Origin of the sequence: Variovorax sp. JS1663, assembly GCF_002157355.1 — a bacterium.
Taxonomy (GTDB): domain Bacteria; phylum Pseudomonadota; class Gammaproteobacteria; order Burkholderiales; family Burkholderiaceae_C; genus Variovorax.
In genome coordinates, this window is the sequence record NZ_LYMK01000029.1 from 22,672 (window position 1) to 41,320 (window position 18,649).

Annotated in this window: 18 protein-coding genes; 1 reads left to right on the forward strand and 17 read right to left on the reverse strand. The window is 69.1% G+C overall.

What is annotated here, in order from left to right; all coding sequences use genetic code 11:
- The first annotated feature begins 157 nt into the window (after positions 1-157).
- A complete protein-coding gene (locus tag A8M77_RS22435) occupies positions 158-1,270 on the forward strand; it encodes an ABC transporter substrate-binding protein (protein ID WP_086923725.1) in 1,113 nt (370 codons plus the stop codon).
- A 23-nt stretch (positions 1,271-1,293) separates the two neighbouring features.
- Here the strand turns inward: A8M77_RS22435 and A8M77_RS36485 are convergent, their stop codons facing one another.
- From A8M77_RS36485 to A8M77_RS22515, 17 genes are all read right to left on the reverse strand, one after another.
- Positions 1,294-1,440 (reverse strand): hypothetical protein, encoded by a 147-nt coding sequence (locus A8M77_RS36485; RefSeq protein WP_192871658.1) that lies wholly within the window; start codon positions 1,438-1,440, stop codon positions 1,294-1,296.
- Positions 1,441-1,567: 127 nt separating this feature from the next.
- Positions 1,568-3,262 carry an MFS transporter gene (locus A8M77_RS22440; protein ID WP_086923726.1) on the reverse strand — a complete coding sequence of 565 codons (1,695 nt, stop codon included), beginning with the start codon at positions 3,260-3,262 and terminating at the stop codon, positions 1,568-1,570.
- 156 nt (positions 3,263-3,418) lie between these two features.
- Positions 3,419-4,063 carry a 2-hydroxychromene-2-carboxylate isomerase gene (locus A8M77_RS22445; protein ID WP_086923727.1) on the reverse strand — a complete coding sequence of 215 codons (645 nt, stop codon included), beginning with the start codon at positions 4,061-4,063 and terminating at the stop codon, positions 3,419-3,421.
- A complete protein-coding gene (locus tag A8M77_RS36945) occupies positions 4,060-4,308 on the reverse strand; it encodes a DUF1289 domain-containing protein (RefSeq protein WP_238136925.1) in 249 nt (82 codons plus the stop codon). Before A8M77_RS36945 ends, A8M77_RS22445 begins: the two co-directional genes overlap by 4 nt.
- A 2-nt stretch (positions 4,309-4,310) precedes the next feature.
- Complete coding sequence (locus A8M77_RS22455) at positions 4,311-4,802, reverse strand: YbaK/EbsC family protein (protein WP_086923728.1); 492 nt, start codon at positions 4,800-4,802, stop codon at positions 4,311-4,313.
- 2 nt (positions 4,803-4,804) lie between these two features.
- On the reverse strand, positions 4,805-5,725 hold the full coding sequence (locus A8M77_RS22460) for a hydroxymethylglutaryl-CoA lyase (RefSeq protein ID WP_086923729.1): 921 nt from the start codon (positions 5,723-5,725) through the stop codon (positions 4,805-4,807).
- Positions 5,726-5,750: 25 nt separating this feature from the next.
- Complete coding sequence (locus A8M77_RS22465) at positions 5,751-6,680, reverse strand: 2-hydroxyacid dehydrogenase (protein ID WP_086923730.1); 930 nt, start codon at positions 6,678-6,680, stop codon at positions 5,751-5,753.
- 10 nt (positions 6,681-6,690) lie between these two features.
- Positions 6,691-8,685 carry an acetyl/propionyl/methylcrotonyl-CoA carboxylase subunit alpha gene (locus tag A8M77_RS22470; protein WP_086923731.1) on the reverse strand — a complete coding sequence of 665 codons (1,995 nt, stop codon included), beginning with the start codon at positions 8,683-8,685 and terminating at the stop codon, positions 6,691-6,693.
- Between the two features lie 32 nt (positions 8,686-8,717).
- The gene (bioB, locus tag A8M77_RS22475) at positions 8,718-9,713 is read right to left on the reverse strand and encodes a biotin synthase BioB (RefSeq protein WP_086923732.1); all 996 of its coding nucleotides are present in this window, start codon (positions 9,711-9,713) and stop codon (positions 8,718-8,720) included.
- A 22-nt stretch (positions 9,714-9,735) separates the two neighbouring features.
- Positions 9,736-10,434, reverse strand: a complete 699-nt coding sequence (gene bioD / locus A8M77_RS22480) for a dethiobiotin synthase (RefSeq protein ID WP_086923733.1) — start codon at positions 10,432-10,434, stop codon at positions 9,736-9,738.
- A complete protein-coding gene (gene bioF / locus A8M77_RS22485; protein ID WP_086923734.1) occupies positions 10,431-11,663 on the reverse strand; it encodes an 8-amino-7-oxononanoate synthase in 1,233 nt (410 codons plus the stop codon). The genes bioD and bioF overlap by 4 nt, the downstream gene beginning before the upstream one ends.
- On the reverse strand, positions 11,647-13,038 hold the full coding sequence (locus tag A8M77_RS22490) for an adenosylmethionine--8-amino-7-oxononanoate transaminase (RefSeq protein ID WP_086923735.1): 1,392 nt from the start codon (positions 13,036-13,038) through the stop codon (positions 11,647-11,649). Before A8M77_RS22490 ends, bioF begins: the two co-directional genes overlap by 17 nt.
- Before the next feature lie 184 nt (positions 13,039-13,222).
- Positions 13,223-13,885, reverse strand: coding sequence for a DUF4126 domain-containing protein (locus tag A8M77_RS22495; protein ID WP_086923736.1), 663 nt, complete (start codon positions 13,883-13,885; stop codon positions 13,223-13,225).
- A gap of 13 nt (positions 13,886-13,898) precedes the next feature.
- Positions 13,899-14,690, reverse strand: coding sequence for an enoyl-CoA hydratase/isomerase family protein (locus A8M77_RS22500; RefSeq protein WP_086923737.1), 792 nt, complete (start codon positions 14,688-14,690; stop codon positions 13,899-13,901).
- A gap of 19 nt (positions 14,691-14,709) precedes the next feature.
- Entirely contained in the window at positions 14,710-15,219 is a 510-nt protein-coding gene (locus A8M77_RS22505; protein WP_086923738.1) for a DinB family protein, read from the reverse strand.
- A gap of 12 nt (positions 15,220-15,231) precedes the next feature.
- A complete protein-coding gene (locus tag A8M77_RS22510; protein ID WP_086923739.1) occupies positions 15,232-16,845 on the reverse strand; it encodes a carboxyl transferase domain-containing protein in 1,614 nt (537 codons plus the stop codon).
- 8 nt (positions 16,846-16,853) lie between these two features.
- Positions 16,854-18,557 (reverse strand): AMP-binding protein, encoded by a 1,704-nt coding sequence (locus A8M77_RS22515; protein WP_086923740.1) that lies wholly within the window; start codon positions 18,555-18,557, stop codon positions 16,854-16,856.
- Positions 18,558-18,649 lie beyond the last annotated feature (92 nt).

Below are 18,649 nucleotides of genomic sequence, written 5' to 3' on the forward strand. Positions count from 1 at the left end.
GGGGCAGACATTCTAGGAACCGCGGCGAGGCTTCGTGCAAAGCATCACAAGGCCGATCACGGGGCAGGGGTTTCCACGGATAAGGGCTTTGCGTCAATTCGGTAACAAATAGGCGCCCTTTCGTTTCCTCCCCTCCACTCCTCCCCAATCATTCCCCATGAACAAGATGCGCGCGCTCAGCGTCGCCGGACTGCTGGCGCTCGCCAGCCTCGGTGCCTCCGCCCAGATCCTGATCGGCCAGACCGCTGGCATCACCGGCTCGGTGGCGGCCAGCGTCAACGAGACCATCGCCGGCGCCCAGCTGGTGATCGACGCCGCCAACGCCCAGGGCGGCATCCACGGCGAGAAGATCGAAGTCCTGCGGATGGACGACGGCTTCGACGTCAAGCGGGCCGGCGAGAACGCGCGCGTGCTGATCGAGGACAAGAAGGTCGTGGCCCTCTTCATGAGCCGCGGCACGCCGCATTCGCAGGCCATCATCCCCTGGCTCGACAAGTACGGCGTGGCGCTGATCGGCCCGTCCACAGGCGCCATGGTGCTGCACAAGCCTGTGCAGCGGCATGTCTTCAACGTGCGTTCTTCCTACCAGCGCGAGGCCGAAAAGGCAGTCGCCCACCTGCTCACCATCGGCGTCAACCGTATCGCGGTGGTCCACGTCACCGACTCCTTCGGCCAGGATGCGCTGGAAGGCGCAATGGCCGGCTTCGACAAGGGCAAGGCCAAGCCGGCCGCGATCGTGCAGGCCGACCGCGACAAGCCGGACTATGCGGCCATCGTGCCGAAGATCACGGCCGCCGAGGCCCAGGCCGTCGTGTGGATCGGCTCCGGAACCGCCGTCGTCGAAGGCGTGAAGGCGCTGCGTGCCGCGGGCTCCGCGGCCCAGGTGGTCACGCTCTCCAACAATGCGTCCTCGGGCTTCATCAAGCAGCTGGGCGACGCCAGCCGCGGCGTGATCGTCACCCAGGTCTTTCCCAACGAGCGCTCGATCGGCCAGCCGATGGTCAAGGAAGCGCTGGGACTCGCGCGCGCCAAGGGCCAGAACGAGCTTTCGCCGGCGGCGCTGGAAGGCTTCGCCTCGGCCAAGGTGCTGGTCGAGGCCCTGCGCCGCGCAGGGCCCAAGCCCACCCGCGCCAAGGTGATCGCGGCGCTCGAGGGGCTGCGCAACTTCGACCTGGGCGGCGGGCTGGAAGTCAGCTACTCGCCGCAGGACCACTCGGGCATCGATTTCGCCGACCTGTCCATCATCAGCGACGGCAGGTTCAAGCGCTGACGGCTGCGGGCACGCGGCAGGGGCTACTTCGACTTCTCAGCGGGCTCCGGCGTGTGCGTGATGTCACCGCCGTGCTTTTCCCCCGACATGTCCACCTTGTCCCCCGCCTGCATGAGCACGAACAGCGCGATGGCGGCAAAGACGACGAAGGCAACGGCGATTTTCCACATGGTCGGTCTCCTGGGGGATGTTCAAGAAATGTTCAAGAAAAAGGCCTCGTGCCACACGCAGCATGGCACGAAGCCTCTTTGTTGAACACGGAGGACCGCCACGGCAGCCCTCCGGGAAATCGCCTTCTCAGTCCTTGGCGTAGATGTCCACGTCCTTGGTTTCGCGCACGAACAGCGTGCCCACCACCAGGGTCATGCCCGCGATGATGATCGGGTACCAGAGACCGTTGTACATGTTGCCGGTCGAGGCCACGATCGCGAAGGCGGTGGTCGGCAGCAGGCCGCCGAACCAGCCGTTGCCGATGTGGTACGGCAGGCTCATCGAGGTGTAGCGGATGCGGGTCGGGAACAGCTCGACCAGCATGGCGGCGATCGGGCCGTAGACCATGGTGACCAGGATCACCAGGTAGGTCAGCAGCACCACGACCATCAGCTTGTTCATCTTCGCCGGATCGGCCTTGGCCGGGTAGCCCGCCGCCTTGAGGTCATCGGACACGCCCTTCTTGAAGGCGGCGATCTCCTTGCCCGAGGCCTCGTCGAACTTGTGGTTGACCACATTGCCGATCGGCGCCTCGACCGTCTTGTCGCCGATCTTCACGACCGCCTTGGAGCCGGGGGGGCCTTCGATGTTGTCGTAGCTCACCGAGTTCTGCACCAGGTAGCGCTTGGCGATGTCGCAGGAGCTCTTGAAGTCGATCTCGCGCGCCACCGGGTTGCCCTGGAAGGAGCAGGACTTCGGATCGGCCGTCACCGTCACGCCGGCGGTCGCCTGGGCCTTGGCCAGGTCGGGGTTGGCGTAGGTGGTCAGGGCCTTGAAGACCGGGAAGTAGGTCACCACCGCCAGCAGGCAGCCGGCCATGATGATGGGCTTGCGGCCGATCTTGTCGGACAGCGTGCCGAAGATCACGAAGAAGGGCGTGCCGATCAGCAGCGCGGCCGCGATCATCAGGTTGGCGCTGGTGGCATCGACCTTGAGCTGCTGCGTCAGGAAGAAGAGCGCGTAGAACTGGCCCGAGTACCAGACCACGGCCTGGCCGGCGGTCAGGCCGACGAGCGCCAGGATCACGATCTTCAGGTTCTTCCACTCACCGAAGGACTCGGCCAGCGGCGCCTTCGAGGTCTTGCCCTCGGCCTTCATGCGCTGGAAGGCCGGCGATTCCGACAGCGACAGCCGGATCCACACCGAGATGGCCAGGAGCGCGATCGACACCAGGAAGGGCACGCGCCAGCCCCAGGCGGCGAAGGCATCCTCGCCGAGCCAGGTGCGTACGCCCAGGATCACCAGCAGGCTCAGGAACAGGCCGAGCGTGGCGGTGGTCTGGATCCAGGAGGTGTAGGCACCGCGCTTGCCGTGCGGCGAGTGCTCGGCTACGTAGGTGGCGGCACCGCCGTACTCGCCGCCGAGCGCCAGGCCCTGCAGCATGCGCAGCGCGATCAGGATCACGGGCGCCGCCACGCCGATGGTGGCGTAGCTGGGCAGCAAGCCGACGATGAAGGTCGACAGGCCCATGATCAGGATCGTCACCAGGAAGGTGTACTTGCGGCCGATCATGTCGCCGAGCCGGCCGAACACGATGGCGCCGAAGGGACGCACCAGGAAGCCTGCCGCGAAGGCCAGCAGCGCGAAGATGAAGGCCGCGCCCGCATCCAGGCCGCTGAAGAACTGCTTGGCGATGATCGCCGCGAGCGAGCCGTACAGATAGAAGTCGTACCACTCGAACACGGTGCCGAGCGAGGAAGCGAAGATGACCTTCTTTTCCTCCGCGGACATGGGCCGGGGGGCACTGTGAGGCGCTCCCCTTGAATCAAGTGTGGCTGCCATTCGTCGTCTCCTAAATATTCGACCCACGGCGTGGGGCGTGATCGAATTCTTGGAGCGTCGACTGACCCTAGGCTTTCGCCAAACTGAATCGTCGCTGACGATTTAAGGTGAAACCCGGTGCGCGCGTTTCAGCCTGTAAGAAATTCAGGGTTTGCCTCAGGGTTTGCCGCTGCGCAGCAGCGATGGGCGGGCCGGCGCGGCATCCCAGTCGGGGCCCTGGAACCACGCGTCGCCGCGCAGGCAGGCGGCGAGCATCGCCAAGCCGTCGAAGCCCCAGAAGCAGCGTCCGTCGACCTCGAAGGCCGGCACGCCGAACACGCCGCCGGCAACGGCGGCGTCGGTGTTGGCCTTGAGCTGGGCCTTGACCTCGTCGCCGCCCGCATCCCGCTGCAGGCGCAACTGGGCGGCCAGTGCGGCCAGCCGGCCCCCATCGCCCGGCTCGCCACCGCCTTGCCAGACATGGCGAAAGAGGGTCTCGGCCACATGGCGGCTGATGTCGCCATCCTTCGTGGTCGCCAGCGCCAGCCGCAGATGCGGCAGCGGGTTGAAGGGGTGCAAGGCCGGCATCTCGATGGCAATGCCGTGGGCCCGCCCCAGCCACAGCACCTGCCTGTAGGTCCAGGCCCGCTTCGCCGGGATCTCGGCCGGCCCCAGCTGGCCATGGTGCTTGAGCAGCGCGCCCAGCAGCACCGGCCGGTAGGCCACGTTGTAGCCCAGGCCCTCGAGCGCCTGCGGCAGGTGCTCGAAGGCCAGGTAAGCGTACGGGGAGATGAAGTCCAGGTGAAAAACGATCTGCTTCACGGCCTGTCCTCCGCCGACACCAGAAAACCGGCCTCCGCACGCAGCTCGACCGCGCGCCAGACGGCGCGCTTGTCCGCGTCGTCCATCGTGCGCCAGGCCGCGATCTCGTCGATGGTGCGGAGGCACCCTTCGCAGAAGCCGCTCGCGGCATCCATGCGGCACACCGAGATGCAGGGCGAGGGCACGTCCTGCGGCACACCGCGCGCCGCGACCGCGCGCTCGATCAGCGTCAGTGCCTCCTCCACGCTCACACCACGTCCACCACCGGCGCGCCGGTCAGGGCTTCAAGATCGCGCGGCGTGAGCTGCACCACCGCGTGCGGGTGACCCGCCGCGGCCCAGACCTCCTCGAAGCGGAACAGCTCGCGGTCGATCAGCATCACCGGCGCCGTGGCATGCGCGAAGGGCGAGACGCCGCCGATCGAGAAGCCGGTCGTGCGCTTGACGAACTCGGCATCGGCCCTTCCCAGCTTCGCGCCGACCAGTGCCTCGACCTTCTTCTCGTCCACCCGCTTGTCGCCCGAGGTCACGACCAGCACCGCCGCCTCGTCGCTCTTGCGGCGGAACACGATGCTCTTGGCGATCTGCGCGACCGAGATGCCCAGCGCGTCGGCAGCCTGCTGCGCGGTGCGGCAGGCATCATCGAGCATGCGCGGCGAATGCGGGTGACCTCTTTCCTGCAGAAGGCGCGCGACACGCTGCACGCCATCGGGCAGGCCGTTGACTTCAGCACCACACATGCTCAGCCTTGTCTCTTGGTGCGGATGGCCTTGGACACGCGCGAGTTCGGCTCGCGGCCCAGCGCCTGGTTGATGTAGACGCCCGCATCGATGAGCTGGTCGAGGTCGATGCCGGTCTCGATGCCCATGCCGTGCAGCATGTAGACCACGTCCTCGGTCGCCACGTTGCCCGTCGCGCCCTTGGCGAAGGGGCAGCCGCCCAGCCCGCCGACGGAGGTGTCGAACTGCCAGATGCCCAGCTCCAGGCTGGCGAGGGTATTGGACAGGGCCTGTCCGTAGGTGTCGTGGTAGTGGCCGGACACCTCGTCGATGCCGTAGTGCGCGAGCGTCGCCTCCAGCGCACGCCGCACCTTCAGCGGCGTGCCCACGCCGATGGTGTCGGCAACGCCCACGTGCTGCACGCCGATGCCCTTCATCAGCTTCGCCAGCATGTCCACGCGCTCGGGCGCGATCTCGCCCTCGTAGGGGCAGCCGACGGTGCACGACATCGCACCGCGCACGAAGATCCCCTTCGCGCGCGCCGCCTCGGCCACCGGCCGGAAGCGCTCGATGCTCTCGGCGATGGAGCAGTTGATGTTCTTCTGGCTGAAGGCCTCGCTGGCGGCGCCGAAGACCACGATCTCGTCGGGCCACTCCTCGCGCGGCGCGGCGATGGCAGCCTCGAAGCCCTTCATGTTGGGCGTGAGCACCGAGTAGCGCACGCCGGCCTGGCGCCGGATACCGTGCATCACCTCGGCGTTGTCCGCCATCTGCGGCACCCACTTGGGGCTGACGAAGCTGGTGACCTCGATCTCCTTGAGGCCGGCTTCCTGCAGGCGATGCACCAGGCCGATCTTGACCTCGGCCGGAACGGCCTGCTTCTCGTTCTGCAGGCCGTCGCGCGGGCCGACGTCGACGAGCTTGACGCGGGAGGGGAGTTGCATGGCGGTGTCTCTCGTGGGGTGTTGCTCAGTATCCGCGCTTCGGATCGACCACGCCGGCCACGGGCTCTCCCCGCTCGATCGCGCGGATCTTGCCGGCGATCTGGGCGATGGAGGCCTCGCGCATCGTGCGTGCCGAGCCATGCGGCGTGACGGTGATCTTCGGATGGCGCCAGAAGGGATGGTCGGCCGGCAGCGGCTCGACCTCGAACACGTCGAGCGTCGCGCCGGCGAGCTGGCCACTGTCCAGGAGCGGAATCAGATCGGCCTCGACCAGGTGCGCGCCGCGCGCGACGTTGATCAGGTAGCCGCCGGGCTCGCCCTGGTTCAGGCGGGAGAGGTTGCGGCTGTTCAGGATGCCGCGGGTGGCCTCGGTCAGCGGCAGCAGGTTGACCAGCACGCGGCTGGCGCCGAGGAAGTCATCGAAGGCCGCCTCGCCGGCGAAGCAGCGCAGGCCCTCGACCGCCTTGGGCGAGCGGCTCCAACCATTGACCGGGAACTCGAACTGCCCGATCGCCCGGGCCACGCGCTCGCCCAGCACGCCCAGGCCCATCACGCCGACCGCGAAGTCCGCCCGCTCGCGCGGCTTGCGGAACGCCCAGCGGCCCTCGCGCGCCTCGGCCTCGTAGAAGTCGAACTCGCGGAAATGGCGGATCAGCGCATGGCACACGTACTCGGCCATCTGGACCGACATGCCGGCGTCGTCGAGGCGCACGACCTGGGTCTCGGGCGGCAGCTTCAGCTGGAGCAGCGCATCGACGCCGGCGCCGATGTTGAACAGGCCGCGCAACCCCGGTTGCGCATCGATGAAGTCCTGCGGCGGAGCCCAGACCACCGCGTGATCAGCCTGCGGGGCGCCGGGCTCCCACGCTTGGATGTCGGCATCGGGCAGCGCGGCGCGCAGGCCTTCTACCCAGGGCTCCGGGCGGGTTTGGGTCAAGCAGACGGTGATTCGCATGCCTTCAAGCTTAAGCCGCAATGCGCAACAGCTCCGCGCCCTCGGCCACCTGGTCGCCGGGCAGGTAGAGGAGTTCCTCGACCGTCCCATCCGCCGGCGCGGCGATGGTGTGTTCCATCTTCATCGCCTCCATCACCGCCAGCGCCTGGCCGCGACTGACCTTGTCGCCGGCCTTGACGGCGAAGGACACCACCTTGCCCGGCATGGGCGCCGTCAGCCGGCCGCCCTCCGCATGCGCATCTCCGGCATGGGCCAGGCGATCCAGGGCCACGATGCGGCTCGCGCCCTCGGGGGCGAAGACATGGGTGGTGGCGCCCTCTTCGTAGACGTCCAGGGTGCGCCGCAGGCCGTCGAACTGCAGCTCGACCTGGCCCGCGGGCAGCGGCCCGAAGGCGAGCGGCCCTTCGACCCCGCCCACCTGCAGCCACAGGCTGCCGTCGCGCTTGTAGCGCAGCAGCGCCTGGCGCTCCTCGCCGCGGAACTCGAAGTCGAAGCGGCGCTGGTATTCACCGAAGCCACGCCAGCCATCACGGCGGGCGAACGGGTCGGCCGGCGCTGCTGCGCGCTCGGCCACCAGCACGCGCACCACCGCCGAGGCCGCCGCCAGCGGCAGGCCCAGCGGCTCGCGGTCGAAGAGCACGGCGCGCTCGCGCTCGATCAGCGCGGTGTCCAGGTTGGCATGCGCGAAGGAGTCGGTGCGCAGCACGCCGCGCAGGAACTGCACGTTGGTCGCCACGCCGACGATGTGCGTCTGGGCCAGCGCCGCGTCCAGCCGCGCCAGCGCCTCCTCGCGGGTGGAGCCGTGCACGATCAGCTTGGCGATCATCGAATCGTAGAAGGGCGAGATGGTGTCGCCCTCGCGCACGCCGTCGTCGATGCGCACGCGGCTGCGCTGGAAGGCCGTGGCCTGCGGCTTGCGGTAGACGCGCAGGGTGCCGGTGGCGGGCAGGAAGTTGTTGTCGGGGTTCTCGGCGCAGATGCGGGCCTCGATCGCATGGCCGTTGATCTGCAGCTGCTCCTGCTTCAGCGGCAGCGGCTCGCCCGACGCGACACGCAGTTGCCATTCGACGAGGTCCAGGCCGGTGATCGCCTCGGTCACCGGATGCTCCACCTGCAGGCGCGTGTTCATCTCCATGAAAAAAAAGTTCATGGTTCCATCGCCGCGCTGCTCGACGATGAATTCCACCGTGCCGGCGCCCACGTACTTCACCGCGCGCGCGGCGGCCACCGCGGCCTCGCCCATCTCGCGCCGCATCGCCTCGGTCATGCCGGGCGCGGGCGCCTCCTCCAGCACCTTCTGGTGGCGCCGCTGCACCGAGCAGTCGCGCTCGAACAGGTAGACGTAGTGGCCCTGCGTGTCGCCGAAGACCTGGATCTCGATGTGGCGCGGGCGCTGCACGTATTTCTCGACCAGCACCGCGTCGTCGCCGAAGCTGTTGATGGCCTCGCGCTGGCAGGAGGCGAGCGCGGCGGCGAAGTCGGCCGCCTTCTCCACCACGCGCATGCCCTTGCCGCCGCCGCCGGCGCTGGCCTTGATCAGCACCGGGTAGCCGATGCGGCCGGCCTCGCGCGCGAGCAGCTCCGGATCCTGGTCCTTGCCGTGGTAGCCGGGCACCAGGGGCACGCCGGCCTTCTCCATCAGTTGCTTGGACTCGGCCTTCAGGCCCATGGCCTGGATGGCCGACGGCGGCGGGCCGATGAAGACCAGGCCGGCCTCGGCACAGGCGCGCGCGAAGTCCTCGTTTTCGCTCAGGAAGCCGTAGCCCGGGTGCACGGCCTGGGCGCCGGTGGCCTTGGCCGCTTCCAGGATCTTCTCCCACCGCAGGTAGCTGTCCTTGGGCGCGCTGCCGCCCAGGTGCACCGACTCGTCGCAGGCGTGCACGTGGTTGGCATGCGCGTCGGCATCGGAGTAGACGGCGACCGTGCGGATGGCCATGCGGCGCGCGGTGGCGGCAACGCGGCAGGCGATTTCGCCGCGGTTGGCGATGAGGATCTTCTTGAACATGGCAGGGGCTTCCTTGTGGGCGGGAAAAAGACTCAGGCGTCGCTCGTCCGCATGCCCAGCCGCGCCAGCAGCGCGCGGTCCTTCGCGGCTTGCGGGTTGGCGGTGGTCAGCAGGCGATCGCCGTAGAAGATGGAATTGGCGCCGGCCATGAAGCACAGCGCCTGCAGGGCCTCGTCCATCTGCTCGCGGCCGGCGGACAGGCGCACCATGGTCCTGGGCATGGTGATGCGCGCCACGGCGATGGTGCGGACGAACTCGAAGGGATCGAGCGGCTCGGTGCCGGCCAGGGGCGTGCCCTCGACCTGCACCAGGTTGTTGATGGGCACCGACTCGGGGTAGGGGTCGAGGTTCGCCAGTTGCGCGATCAGCCCGGCGCGCTCCAGGCGCGACTCGCCCATGCCGACGATGCCGCCGCAGCAGACGTTGATGCCGGCCTCGCGCACGTGGCCCAGGGTGTCGAGGCGGTCCTGGTAGGTGCGGGTGGTGATGATCTTGTCGTAGAACTCGGGCGCGCTGTCGAGGTTGTGGTTGTAGTAGTCGAGGCCGGCGTCCTTGAGCTGCCGCGCCTGCTCGGCCTTGAGCATGCCGAGCGTGACGCAGGTCTCCAGGCCCATGGCCTTGACGCCGCGCACCATGTCCATCACCGGTTCGAGGTGCCTGTCCTTGGGGCTGCGCCAGGCGGCCCCCATGCAGAAGCGGCTGGCGCCGTTGTCCTTGGCGGCCTGGGCCGCGGCGAGCACCTCGTCCAGGGCCATGAGCTTCTCGGCCTTGACGCCGGCGTCGTGGTGCGCGCTCTGCGGGCAGTAGCCGCAGTCCTCCTCGCAGCCGCCGGTCTTGATCGACAGCAGGGTGGAGAGCTGCACGGTGTTGGCATCGAAATGTGCGCGGTGCACCTGCTGGGCGCGGAACAGCAGGTCGTTGAAGGGCAGCTCGAAGAGGGCGGCGACGCGTTCGACGCGCCAGTCGGCGTCCTGGGGGATGGCGTGCTGCGCGGCCTTGCGATCGATGAAGCTGAGGGTGTGTTCCATGGGGTTTTGCTTGGTGTTCGTTTCAGGCGGCCAGTGCCGCGTCGCTGCGCAGGGCGCGCAGGTCGAGGTGGCGGGCGGCGCTGGCGGCATCAGGCGCGGCCAGGTGCGGCACCACGCCGATGAGCGGGGCGCCGAGGCGCTCGCGCAGGGTGTCGATGTTGGCCTGCAGGGCCAGCATGTGGGGATCGATCACGCTGCCGGCCCAGCCGGCGAGCCGCAGGCCGCGGGCGCGGATGGCCTCGGCCGTCAGCAGCGCATGGTTGAGGCAGCCGAGCCGCAGGCCCACCACGAGGATGACCGGCAGGCCCAGCACCTGCGCGAGGTCGGCGCCGTCGAGGTCCTCGGCCAGGGGCACACGGAAGCCGCCCGCCCCTTCCACCACGACCGCGTCGGCGCGCTGCGCGAGGGCCTCGTAGGCGCCGCGCAGCTTTGGCAATTCGATGCGAACGCCCTCTTCCCGCGCGGCCAGGTGTGGCGACATCGGCGCACGCAGCAGGCAGGGGCAGCGCAGCGCGAGCGGCGCGTCGACGTTGCCCGCGGCGTCGAGGCGCAGCACGTCCTCGTTGGCCCATGCGCCATCGATCTGCTCGACGCCCGCGGCCACCGGCTTCATGCCGACGGCGCGCAGGCCCGAGGACGCGAGCGAGAACAGCAGAGCGCTGCTGATCAGCGTCTTTCCGACACCGGTGTCGGTGCCGGTCACGAAGCAGTGCAGCGTCATGCCGCCTCCTTCCAGGGCTGGGCCAACGCCCGCCCCAGGGCATCGACCAGCCGCGCGACATCGGCCTCGCCATGGCTGGCCGACAGCGCGATGCGCAGCCGCGCGGTGCCGGCGGGCACGGTGGGCGGGCGGATCGCACCGACGCGCAGGCCGAAGCCGTCGAGCTGCGCCGACAGCTGCATGGCGCGCGCGTTGTCGCCCACGATCAGCGGCTGGATCGCGGTCGGCGAATCGGGCATCCAGGCGCTGCCGTCGGCCGGCAGCAGCGCGTGCACGCCCTCGCGCAGTTGCGCGATGCGCGCGCGCAGCTGCGCCCGGCGCCGGGCGCCCTCCTCGCCCTCGATCAGGTCCAGGCTGGTGAGCAGCGCGTGCGCGATGGCCGGCGGCGCGGCGGTGGTGAAGATGTAGGTGCGCGCGCGCTGCACCAGGTAGTCGATCACGGTGCGGTGCGCAGCCACGAAGGCGCCCGACACGCCGGCCGCCTTGCCCAGCGTACCGATCAGAATCAGCCGCTCGGAGCGCAGGCCGGTGGCCTCCAGCACGCCGTGGCCGCGCGCGCCCAGCACGCCGAAGCCGTGCGCGTCGTCCAGCACCAGCCAGGCATCGTGGCGCTCGGCCAGCGCCAGCAGCTCGGCCACGGGGGCGATGTTGCCGTCCATGCTGAACACGGCATCGCTGACGATCACCTTGACCGGCGCATCGCAGGCGCCAAGCTGCGTGTCGAGGGCCCGCATGTCGCAGTGCGGGTAGCGCCGGACGCTTGCCCGGGCCAGCCGGGTGCCGTCGATCAGCGAGGCATGGTTGAGCGTCTCGGAGAAGATCACCGCGTCGGCGCCGCCGAGCGCCGACAGCACCGCCAGGTTGGCCATGTAGCCGGTGCAGAAGAACAGGCTCTGCGCCTCGGGGATGTGGGGCGCCATCCAGCCGGCCAGCCGCTCCTCGAGCTGCGCATGGGCGCGCGAATGGCCGAGGATCAGGTGCGAGCCGCCGCTGCCGGCGCCGTAGCGGGCAGCGCCCTCGGCCAGCGCCGCGGCCAGCGCGGGATGCGCGGCCAGGCCCAGGTAGTCGTTGCTGCTGAAAGCCAGCATGGTGCGCGGCGCCGCGGCGCCGGCCAGCGTGAGACGCTGCTCTGGCGCGCAGGGCGTCTCGGCGATCTGGCGGCGGCGGCGCAGCGACTGGGCGTCGAGCGCCTCGATCTCGTGCTGGAGGCGGTCAAGCAAGCGCGACATCGCGGTCCTCCGCCGTCCGGGACGCCGCCACGGCATCGAGCGTGGCCAGGGTGCCTTCGACCAGCCGATCGATCTCGGCATCTCCGATCACGTAGGGCGGCATCAGGTAGACGGTGCTGCCGATCGGGCGCATCAGCAGGCCCTGCCTGCGCGCAGCGAGATGGAAGCGCTCGGCGAAGCGCGGTCCGGATTGGCGCACGTCGAAGGCGGTGATCATCCCGCGCTGCCGCAGGTGCTCGGCGCGAGACGGGTCCAGCCCCTCGCGCAGCCGCTGCAGGATGCGCGCGGCGCGCCCCCGGTTGCGGCTCAGCACGTCCTCCCGCTCGAACAGGTCCAGCGTCGCCAGCGCCGCGCGGCAGGCCAGCGCATTGCCGGTGTAGGAATGCGAATGCAGGAAGCTGCGCGCCACGTCCTCGTCGACGAAGCCCTGGTAGATGGCCTCGCGCGTCATCACCAGGGCGAGCGGCAGGTAGCCGCCGCTGATGCCCTTCGACAGGCACAGGAAGTCGGGCCAGATGCCCGCCTGCTCGCAGGCGAAGAAGCTGCCGCTGCGCCCGCAGCCGACGGCGATCTCGTCGGCGATCAGGTGCACGCCATGGCGGTCGCAGGCCGCGCGCACGCGGCGCAGGTACTCGGGGTCGTGCATCGCCATGCCGGCGGCGCACTGCACCAGCGGCTCGACGATGACGGCGGCGATGCTGTCGTGCCGCTCGGCCAGCAAGGCGTCGAGTGCATCGGCGGCGCGGCGGGCCACCGCCGGCGCGTCCTCGCCCGGCCGGCCGCCGCGCGCATCCGGCGACGGGGCGAGATGGACGTCGCGCAGCAGCGGCGCATAGGCATCGCGGAACACGGCCACGTCGGTCACGTGCAGCGCGCCCAGGGTCTCGCCGTGGTAGCCCCCGCGCAGCGCGACGAAGCCGCGCTTGCCGCCGCGGCCGGCGTTGCGCCAGGCATGGAAGCTCATCTTCAGGGCAATCTCCACGGCCGAGGCGCCGTCGGAGGCGTAGAAGCAATGGCCCAGCGCATGCCCGGTCAGCGCGGACAGGCGCTCGGCCAGCTCGACCGCCGGCGCATGGGTGCAGCCGGCCAGCATCACGTGCGGCAGCGTGTCGAGCTGCTCGCGCAGCGCGGCATTGATGGCCGGATGCGCATGGCCGAACAGGTTGACCCACCAGGAGCTGGTGGCGTCGAGGTAGCGCCGGCCATCGTGGTCGATGAGCCAGACGCCCTCGCCGCGGGCGATGGGCAGCGGCGGCACCGCCTCGAGGCGGATGCTCTGCGTGCAGGGATGCCACACATGGCGCCGGCTGCGCTGCTGCCAGTCGGCATTGCGCGAAGGGGCGGTGGGTGGCGACGGAGGATTCAGTGACGGCATGGATGCGTTCCTTGTTCCACGGTGCTCGGGCCGCGCATCGTAGGCAGGCGCCCGGCGCACCGCAAACAAGCGGTTGCCGGATCAATGCATGCGGATTGCGCGACGTTCGCCGCCGTTCGAATCATCTTTGCCTCAACGTCATCCAACCGGCCGGCTTCTCGCCGCCCGCGCTGTTACAAAAAAACTAGACTTGGCCGTCCTCGCGCCGTGGGACGCGGAAGGCGGGCGTCACGCCGGGATCGGGCTTGCCGCTGAAGATGCGGGCCAGGCGCGAGAACAGCGCACGCAGGAAGCGCCAGCTCTTGCGGATCAGCCAGACCGAGAGCACCAGCAGCGCAATGAAGACCAGCATGAACACGAACGGATGCGCCACCGCGAGCCACAGGCCCGCCGGCACCATCCCGTCTTCGACCAGCGAGGCGCCCACGTTGCTGAAGGGCTCGGGCGAGGTGTTGATGGCCGCGCGCGTGGTGGACTTGGCCACGTGCGCCGTCGCGGCGAAGCTGCCGCCCAGCAGTGCGGCGACCACCGCCATCAGCGCGTGGTCGGCGCCGAACACGCTGGCCGCGAGGGCTGCGCCGGCGGGGATGCGGATCACGGTGTGGACCATGTCCCAGAGCGAATCGAGGCCCGGAATCTTGTCGGCGAAGAATTCGATGAAGACCATGAAGCCGCTGGCCGCGATCACCACCGGATGCGCGAGCATTTGCAGGCCGTTCGGCAGCGGTACCCAGCCGAGGTAGCCGGCCAGCCCCGTCAGCAGCACCACCAGGTAGAGGCGCACGCCGCTGGCCCAGCCGATGGCGGCGGCCAGGGCGAGCAGCTGGGGCAGGTCGAGCTGGGTCATTCGCAGCAGGCCTTCAGCCGACGATCCAGGAAGGCTTGCGCTTTTGCAGGAAGGCCTGCACGCCCTCGCGGCCTTCCTCGCTGGCGCGGATGTCGGCGATGCCTTGCACGGTCTTTTCGATCAGGGCGTCGTCGATCTCTCGGCCGGCGACATCGGCGATGAGCTGCTTGCAGGCGCGCACCGCCGCCGGACTGGCGCTCGTGAAAGCCTTGACGATCTCCGCCACCTTGGCGTCGAGCGCATCGGCCGCGACCACCTCGTGCACGAAGCCGATGCGGTGCGCCTCGGCGGCGCCGAAGCGCTCGGCCGTGAGAAACCAGCGCTGCGCGGCACGCGTGCCCATGGCGCGCAGTACGTAGGGGCTGATGGTGGCGGGGATCAGGCCGATCTTCACCTCGCTCAGGCAGTACCAGGCCGTGTCCACCGACACCGCCACGTCGCAGGCGGCCACCAGCCCCATGCCGCCGGCATAGACGTCGCCCTGTACACGGGCGATGACCGGCTTGGGACTGTCGTGGATGGTGCGCAGCATCTGCGCCAGCCCGCCGGCATCGGCGAGGTTCTGTTCGTGCGTGAACTCGGCCGCGCGGCGCATCCAGTTGAGGTTGGCGCCGGCGCAGAAGGCCGGGCCGTTGGCGCCGAGCACGATGGCCCGCACCTCCGGCGCCGCGCTGGCCTGCGAGAAGGCGTCGCTCAGCTCGCGGATGACGACATCGTCGAAGGCATTGCGCAATTCCGGGCGATTGAGCCAGATGCGCGCGACCGCGCCATCAAAGCCGAGTTCCAAGGTGGTGAAGTTGCTCATGCGCCGTGCTTCCGTTCGTTCATTGCTTCGCTTCCTGCTGAAGCAGGTAGACCCAATCCAGCTCGGGCCCCGGCTGGACCATGCCCGTCAACGCCGCCGTGAGCTGCCCGCGATGGTGAGTCGCATGGTTGAACACATGGCCCAGCGCCGGCGCGAAGGGAATGTTCACCTGCTCGCCGTTGTTGCGCGTGTAGGCCAGCTGGCCGTCGTAACGCTCGGGCGCGAACGTGGCGAGCCAGGGCGTCCAGCGCGTGACCGCCTGGCGCAGCGCCTCGCACACGGCCGCGCGCTCCGCGTGCAGCTCGGTGTTCAGCGGGATGCGCGGCGAATGGCCTTCGGCAAAGCGCGCAAACCAGATGTTGTCGGTCACCAGCAGGTGGTTGACGGTGCCGTGCACCGAGCGGAAGTAGAGGCCGCAGTCGCGCCGCCAGTCCGCATCGGACAGGCTCTTGAGATTGACGTCGAGCAGCTTGTGCGTGGCCCACACGTGGTAGCGCGCGAGGCTCGAGAAGTAGTTCTGCAGCGACATGGCCTCTCCTCTCTACATCCGGAAAACGCCGAACTTCGGCTCTGGCACCGGCGCGTGCCGCGCGGCAGCCAGACCCAGGGCCAGCACGCGGCGCGTGTCGGCCGGGTCGATGATGCCGTCGTCCCACAGTCGGGCGGTGGCGTAATAGGGGTGGCCCTGCTGCTCGTACTGCTGGCGTATGGGGGCCTTGAAGGCTTCCTCTTCCTCGGCGCTCCACTGGCCGCCCTTGGCCTCGATGCCGTCGCGCTTGACGGTGGCGAGCACGCTGGAGGCCTGCTCGCCGCCCATCACGCTGATGCGCGCGTTGGGCCACATCCAGAGGAAGCGCGGCGAATAGGCGCGGCCGCACATGCCGTAGTTGCCGGCGCCGAAGCTGCCGCCGATGATGATGGTGAACTTGGGCACGTTGACGGTGGCCACCGCCGTCACCATCTTGGCGCCGTGGCGCGCGATGCCCTCGTTCTCGTACTTGCGCCCGACCATGAAGCCGGTGATGTTCTGCAGGAACACCAGCGGGATCTTCCGGTGGCCGCACAGCTCGATGAAGTGCGCCCCCTTCTGTGCCGACTCGGAGAACAGGATGCCGTTGTTGGCCACGATGCCGACCGGCATGCCTTCGATCTCGGCGAAGCCGCAGACCAAAGTGGCGCCGAAGCGGGCCTTGAACTCGTGAAACTCGCTGCCGTCGACGACGCGGGCGATGATCTCGCGCACGTCGAAGGGCTTGCGGGTGTCGGTGGGGATCACGCCGTAGAGCTCTTCGGCGGGGAAGGCCGGCAGGCGGGACTCGCGCGTCTCCGATGCGGGTTGGCCGCCACTCTGGGCATTGAGGTTCGCAACTGCCGTGCGCGCCAGCGCCAGCGCATGCAGGTCGTTCTGCGCCAGGTGGTCGGCCACGCCCGAAAGCCGCGTGTGTACGTCGCCGCCGCCCAGGTCCTCCGCCGTCACCACCTCGCCGGTGGCCGCCTTCACGAGCGGCGGGCCGCCCAGGAAGATGGTGCCCTGCTCCTTGACGATGATGGACTCGTCGCTCATCGCCGGCACGTAGGCGCCGCCGGCCGTGCAGGAGCCCATCACCACCGCGATCTGGGCGATGCCCTGCGCGCTCATGTTGGCCTGGTTGTAGAAGATGCGGCCGAAGTGGTCGCGGTCGGGGAACACTTCGTCCTGGTTGGGCAGATTGGCGCCGCCCGAGTCGACCAGGTAGATGCAGGGCAGACGGTTCTGCTCGGCGATCTCCTGCGCGCGCAGGTGCTTCTTGACCGTCATGGGGTAGTAGGTGCCGCCCTTCACGGTCGCGTCGTTGCACACGATCATGCAGTCCACACCGCTCACGCGGCCGATGCCGGCGATCAGGCCGGCGCCAGGCGCCGCGCCGTGGTACATCGCGTGGGCCGCCAGCGGTGCGATCTCGAGGAAGGGCGTGCCGGGGTCCAGCAGATGCGCCACGCGGTCGCGCGGCAGCAGCTTGCCGCGCGCGGTGTGCTTGCTGCGCGCGGCCTCGCCGCCGCCGGCCTCCACCTTGGCGAACTGGGTGTGCAGGTCTTCCACCAGCGCGCGCATGGCGGCGGCATTGGCCTGGAACTCCGCCGAGCGGGCATTCAGTTTGGTTTCGAGTTGGCTCATGCGATTGCTTATGCGGTTTTTTCGTCGTCGAGTCCGAGTTGCTGCTTCATCGCTTCGCGGATCTTGAATTTCTGGATCTTGCCAGTCACGGTCATCGGGAACTCCTTGACGAACTCGATGTACTTCGGGACCTTGTAGTGCGCGATCTGCCCCTTGCAGAATGCGCGCACCTCGTCGGCCGTGAGCTGCTGGCCCGGCTTGGCGATGATCCAGGCGCACAGCTCCTCGCCGTATTTCCTGTCGGGCAGGCCGACCACCTGCACGTCCTGGATCTTCGGATGTCGGTAGAGGAACTCCTCGATCTCGCGCGGGTAGATGTTCTCGCCGCCGCGGATCACCAGGTCCTTGATGCGGCCGACGATGTTGACGTAGCCCTCGGCATCCATGGTGGCGAGGTCGCCGGTGTGCATCCAGCCCTCGGGGTCGATGGCCTCGCGGGTCTTCTCCTCGTCCTCCCAGTAGCCGTGCATCACCGAGTAGCCGCGGGTGCAGAACTCGCCCGAGGCGCCTGGCGCGACGATGGCGCCGGTCTCCGGGTCGACGATCTTGATCTCCAGGTGCGGCTGTACCTTGCCGACGGTGGAGACGCGCCTGTCCAGCGGCGTGTCGGTGGAGCTCTGGCAGCTTACCGGGCTGGTCTCGGTCATGCCGTAGGCGATGGTGATCTCCGACAGGTGCATCTGGTCCACCACCCGCTTCATCACCTCGGTCGGACACGGCGAGCCGGCCATGATGCCGGTGCGCAGCGAGCTCAGGTCGAACTCCTGGAAGCGCGGATGGTCCAGCTCGGCGATGAACATGGTCGGCACGCCGTGCAGGCCGGTGCAGCGCTCGTCCTGCACGGTCTGCAGCACGGTGAGCGGGTCGAAGCCGTCGTTCGGGTAGACGATGGCGGCGCCGTGCGTGAGGCAGGCCAGGTTGCCCAGCACCATGCCGAAGCAGTGGTAGAGCGGCACCGGGATGCACAGCCGGTCCTCCGGCGTGAGCTTCATGCACTCGCCGATGAAGAAGCCGTTGTTGAGGATGTTGCGGTGGGTGAGCGTGGCGCCCTTGGGGAAGCCGGTGGTGCCGCTGGTGAACTGGATGTTGACCGGGTCGGTGGCCTTCAGCGTCTTCGCGACCTCGGACACGCGCGGGTCGTCGGACCGGCCCTTTTCCAGCAGGGCGGAGAACCGCGTCAGACCCGGCAGGTCCTCGCCCTGCCCCTCGACGTCGATCCAGGCCACGGTGCGCAGATGCGGCAGCCGGGCCGCCTGGAGGGCGCCGGGCTGCGCGCCCGCCAGCTCGGGCGCCAGCTCGCGCAGCATGCCCACGTAGTCGCTGGTCTTGAAGCTCTTCATCGTGACCAGCACCTTGCAGCCCACCTTGTTGAGCGCGTACTCGAGCTCGGCGGTACGGTAGGCCGGGTTGATGTTGACCAGGACGAGGCCGACCTTGGCGGTGGCGATCTGCATCAGCACCCAGGCCACGTTGTTGTGCGACCAGATGCCGATGCGGTCCCCGGGCACGAGGCCCAGCGAGAGCAGCGCGCTGGCCAGGCGGTCGGCCTCGCGCTGCAGCTCGAGGTAGCTCAGGCGCCGGCCCTCGTGCGCGCTGACCAGCGCGTCGCGACCGCCCTGGCGGCGCGCCATGTCGTCGAAGAAGTCGCCGATGGTCTGCTCGATCAGCGGGACGTTCGTGGGACCGCGGTCGATGCTCTCAGTCAATGCCATACCGTCTCCTGTTTTTGCTCCCTCTCCCCCTGGGAGAGGGCGGGGGTGAGGGCATCGGACCTTTGAAACCGGCGTTGCGACGGATACGGCCG

Bases quoted from the DNA above. Each gene is read 5' to 3' on its own strand.
- A8M77_RS22440 (WP_086923726.1), bottom strand. From the start codon at position 3,262: ATGGCAGCCACACTTGATTCAAGGGGAGCGCCTCACAGTGCCCCCCGG.
- bioD (WP_086923733.1), bottom strand. From the start codon at position 10,434: ATGACGCTGCACTGCTTCGTGACCGGCACCGACACCGGTGTCGGAAAG.
- A8M77_RS22505 (WP_086923738.1), bottom strand. From the start codon at position 15,219: ATGTCGCTGCAGAACTACTTCTCGAGCCTCGCGCGCTACCACGTGTGG.
- A8M77_RS22435 (WP_086923725.1), top strand. From the start codon at position 158: ATGAACAAGATGCGCGCGCTCAGCGTCGCCGGACTGCTGGCGCTCGCC.
- A8M77_RS22490 (WP_086923735.1), bottom strand. From the start codon at position 13,038: ATGCCGTCACTGAATCCTCCGTCGCCACCCACCGCCCCTTCGCGCAAT.
- A8M77_RS22460 (WP_086923729.1), bottom strand. From the start codon at position 5,725: ATGCAACTCCCCTCCCGCGTCAAGCTCGTCGACGTCGGCCCGCGCGAC.
- A8M77_RS22495 (WP_086923736.1), bottom strand. From the start codon at position 13,885: ATGACCCAGCTCGACCTGCCCCAGCTGCTCGCCCTGGCCGCCGCCATC.
- bioF (WP_086923734.1), bottom strand. From the start codon at position 11,663: ATGTCGCGCTTGCTTGACCGCCTCCAGCACGAGATCGAGGCGCTCGAC.
- A8M77_RS22465 (WP_086923730.1), bottom strand. From the start codon at position 6,680: ATGCGAATCACCGTCTGCTTGACCCAAACCCGCCCGGAGCCCTGGGTA.
- A8M77_RS22500 (WP_086923737.1), bottom strand. From the start codon at position 14,690: ATGAGCAACTTCACCACCTTGGAACTCGGCTTTGATGGCGCGGTCGCG.
- A8M77_RS36485 (WP_192871658.1), bottom strand. From the start codon at position 1,440: ATGTGGAAAATCGCCGTTGCCTTCGTCGTCTTTGCCGCCATCGCGCTG.
- bioB (WP_086923732.1), bottom strand. From the start codon at position 9,713: ATGGAACACACCCTCAGCTTCATCGATCGCAAGGCCGCGCAGCACGCC.
- A8M77_RS22455 (WP_086923728.1), bottom strand. From the start codon at position 4,802: ATGTGTGGTGCTGAAGTCAACGGCCTGCCCGATGGCGTGCAGCGTGTC.
- A8M77_RS22470 (WP_086923731.1), bottom strand. From the start codon at position 8,685: ATGTTCAAGAAGATCCTCATCGCCAACCGCGGCGAAATCGCCTGCCGC.
- A8M77_RS22515 (WP_086923740.1), bottom strand. From the start codon at position 18,557: ATGGCATTGACTGAGAGCATCGACCGCGGTCCCACGAACGTCCCGCTG.
- A8M77_RS22510 (WP_086923739.1), bottom strand. From the start codon at position 16,845: ATGAGCCAACTCGAAACCAAACTGAATGCCCGCTCGGCGGAGTTCCAG.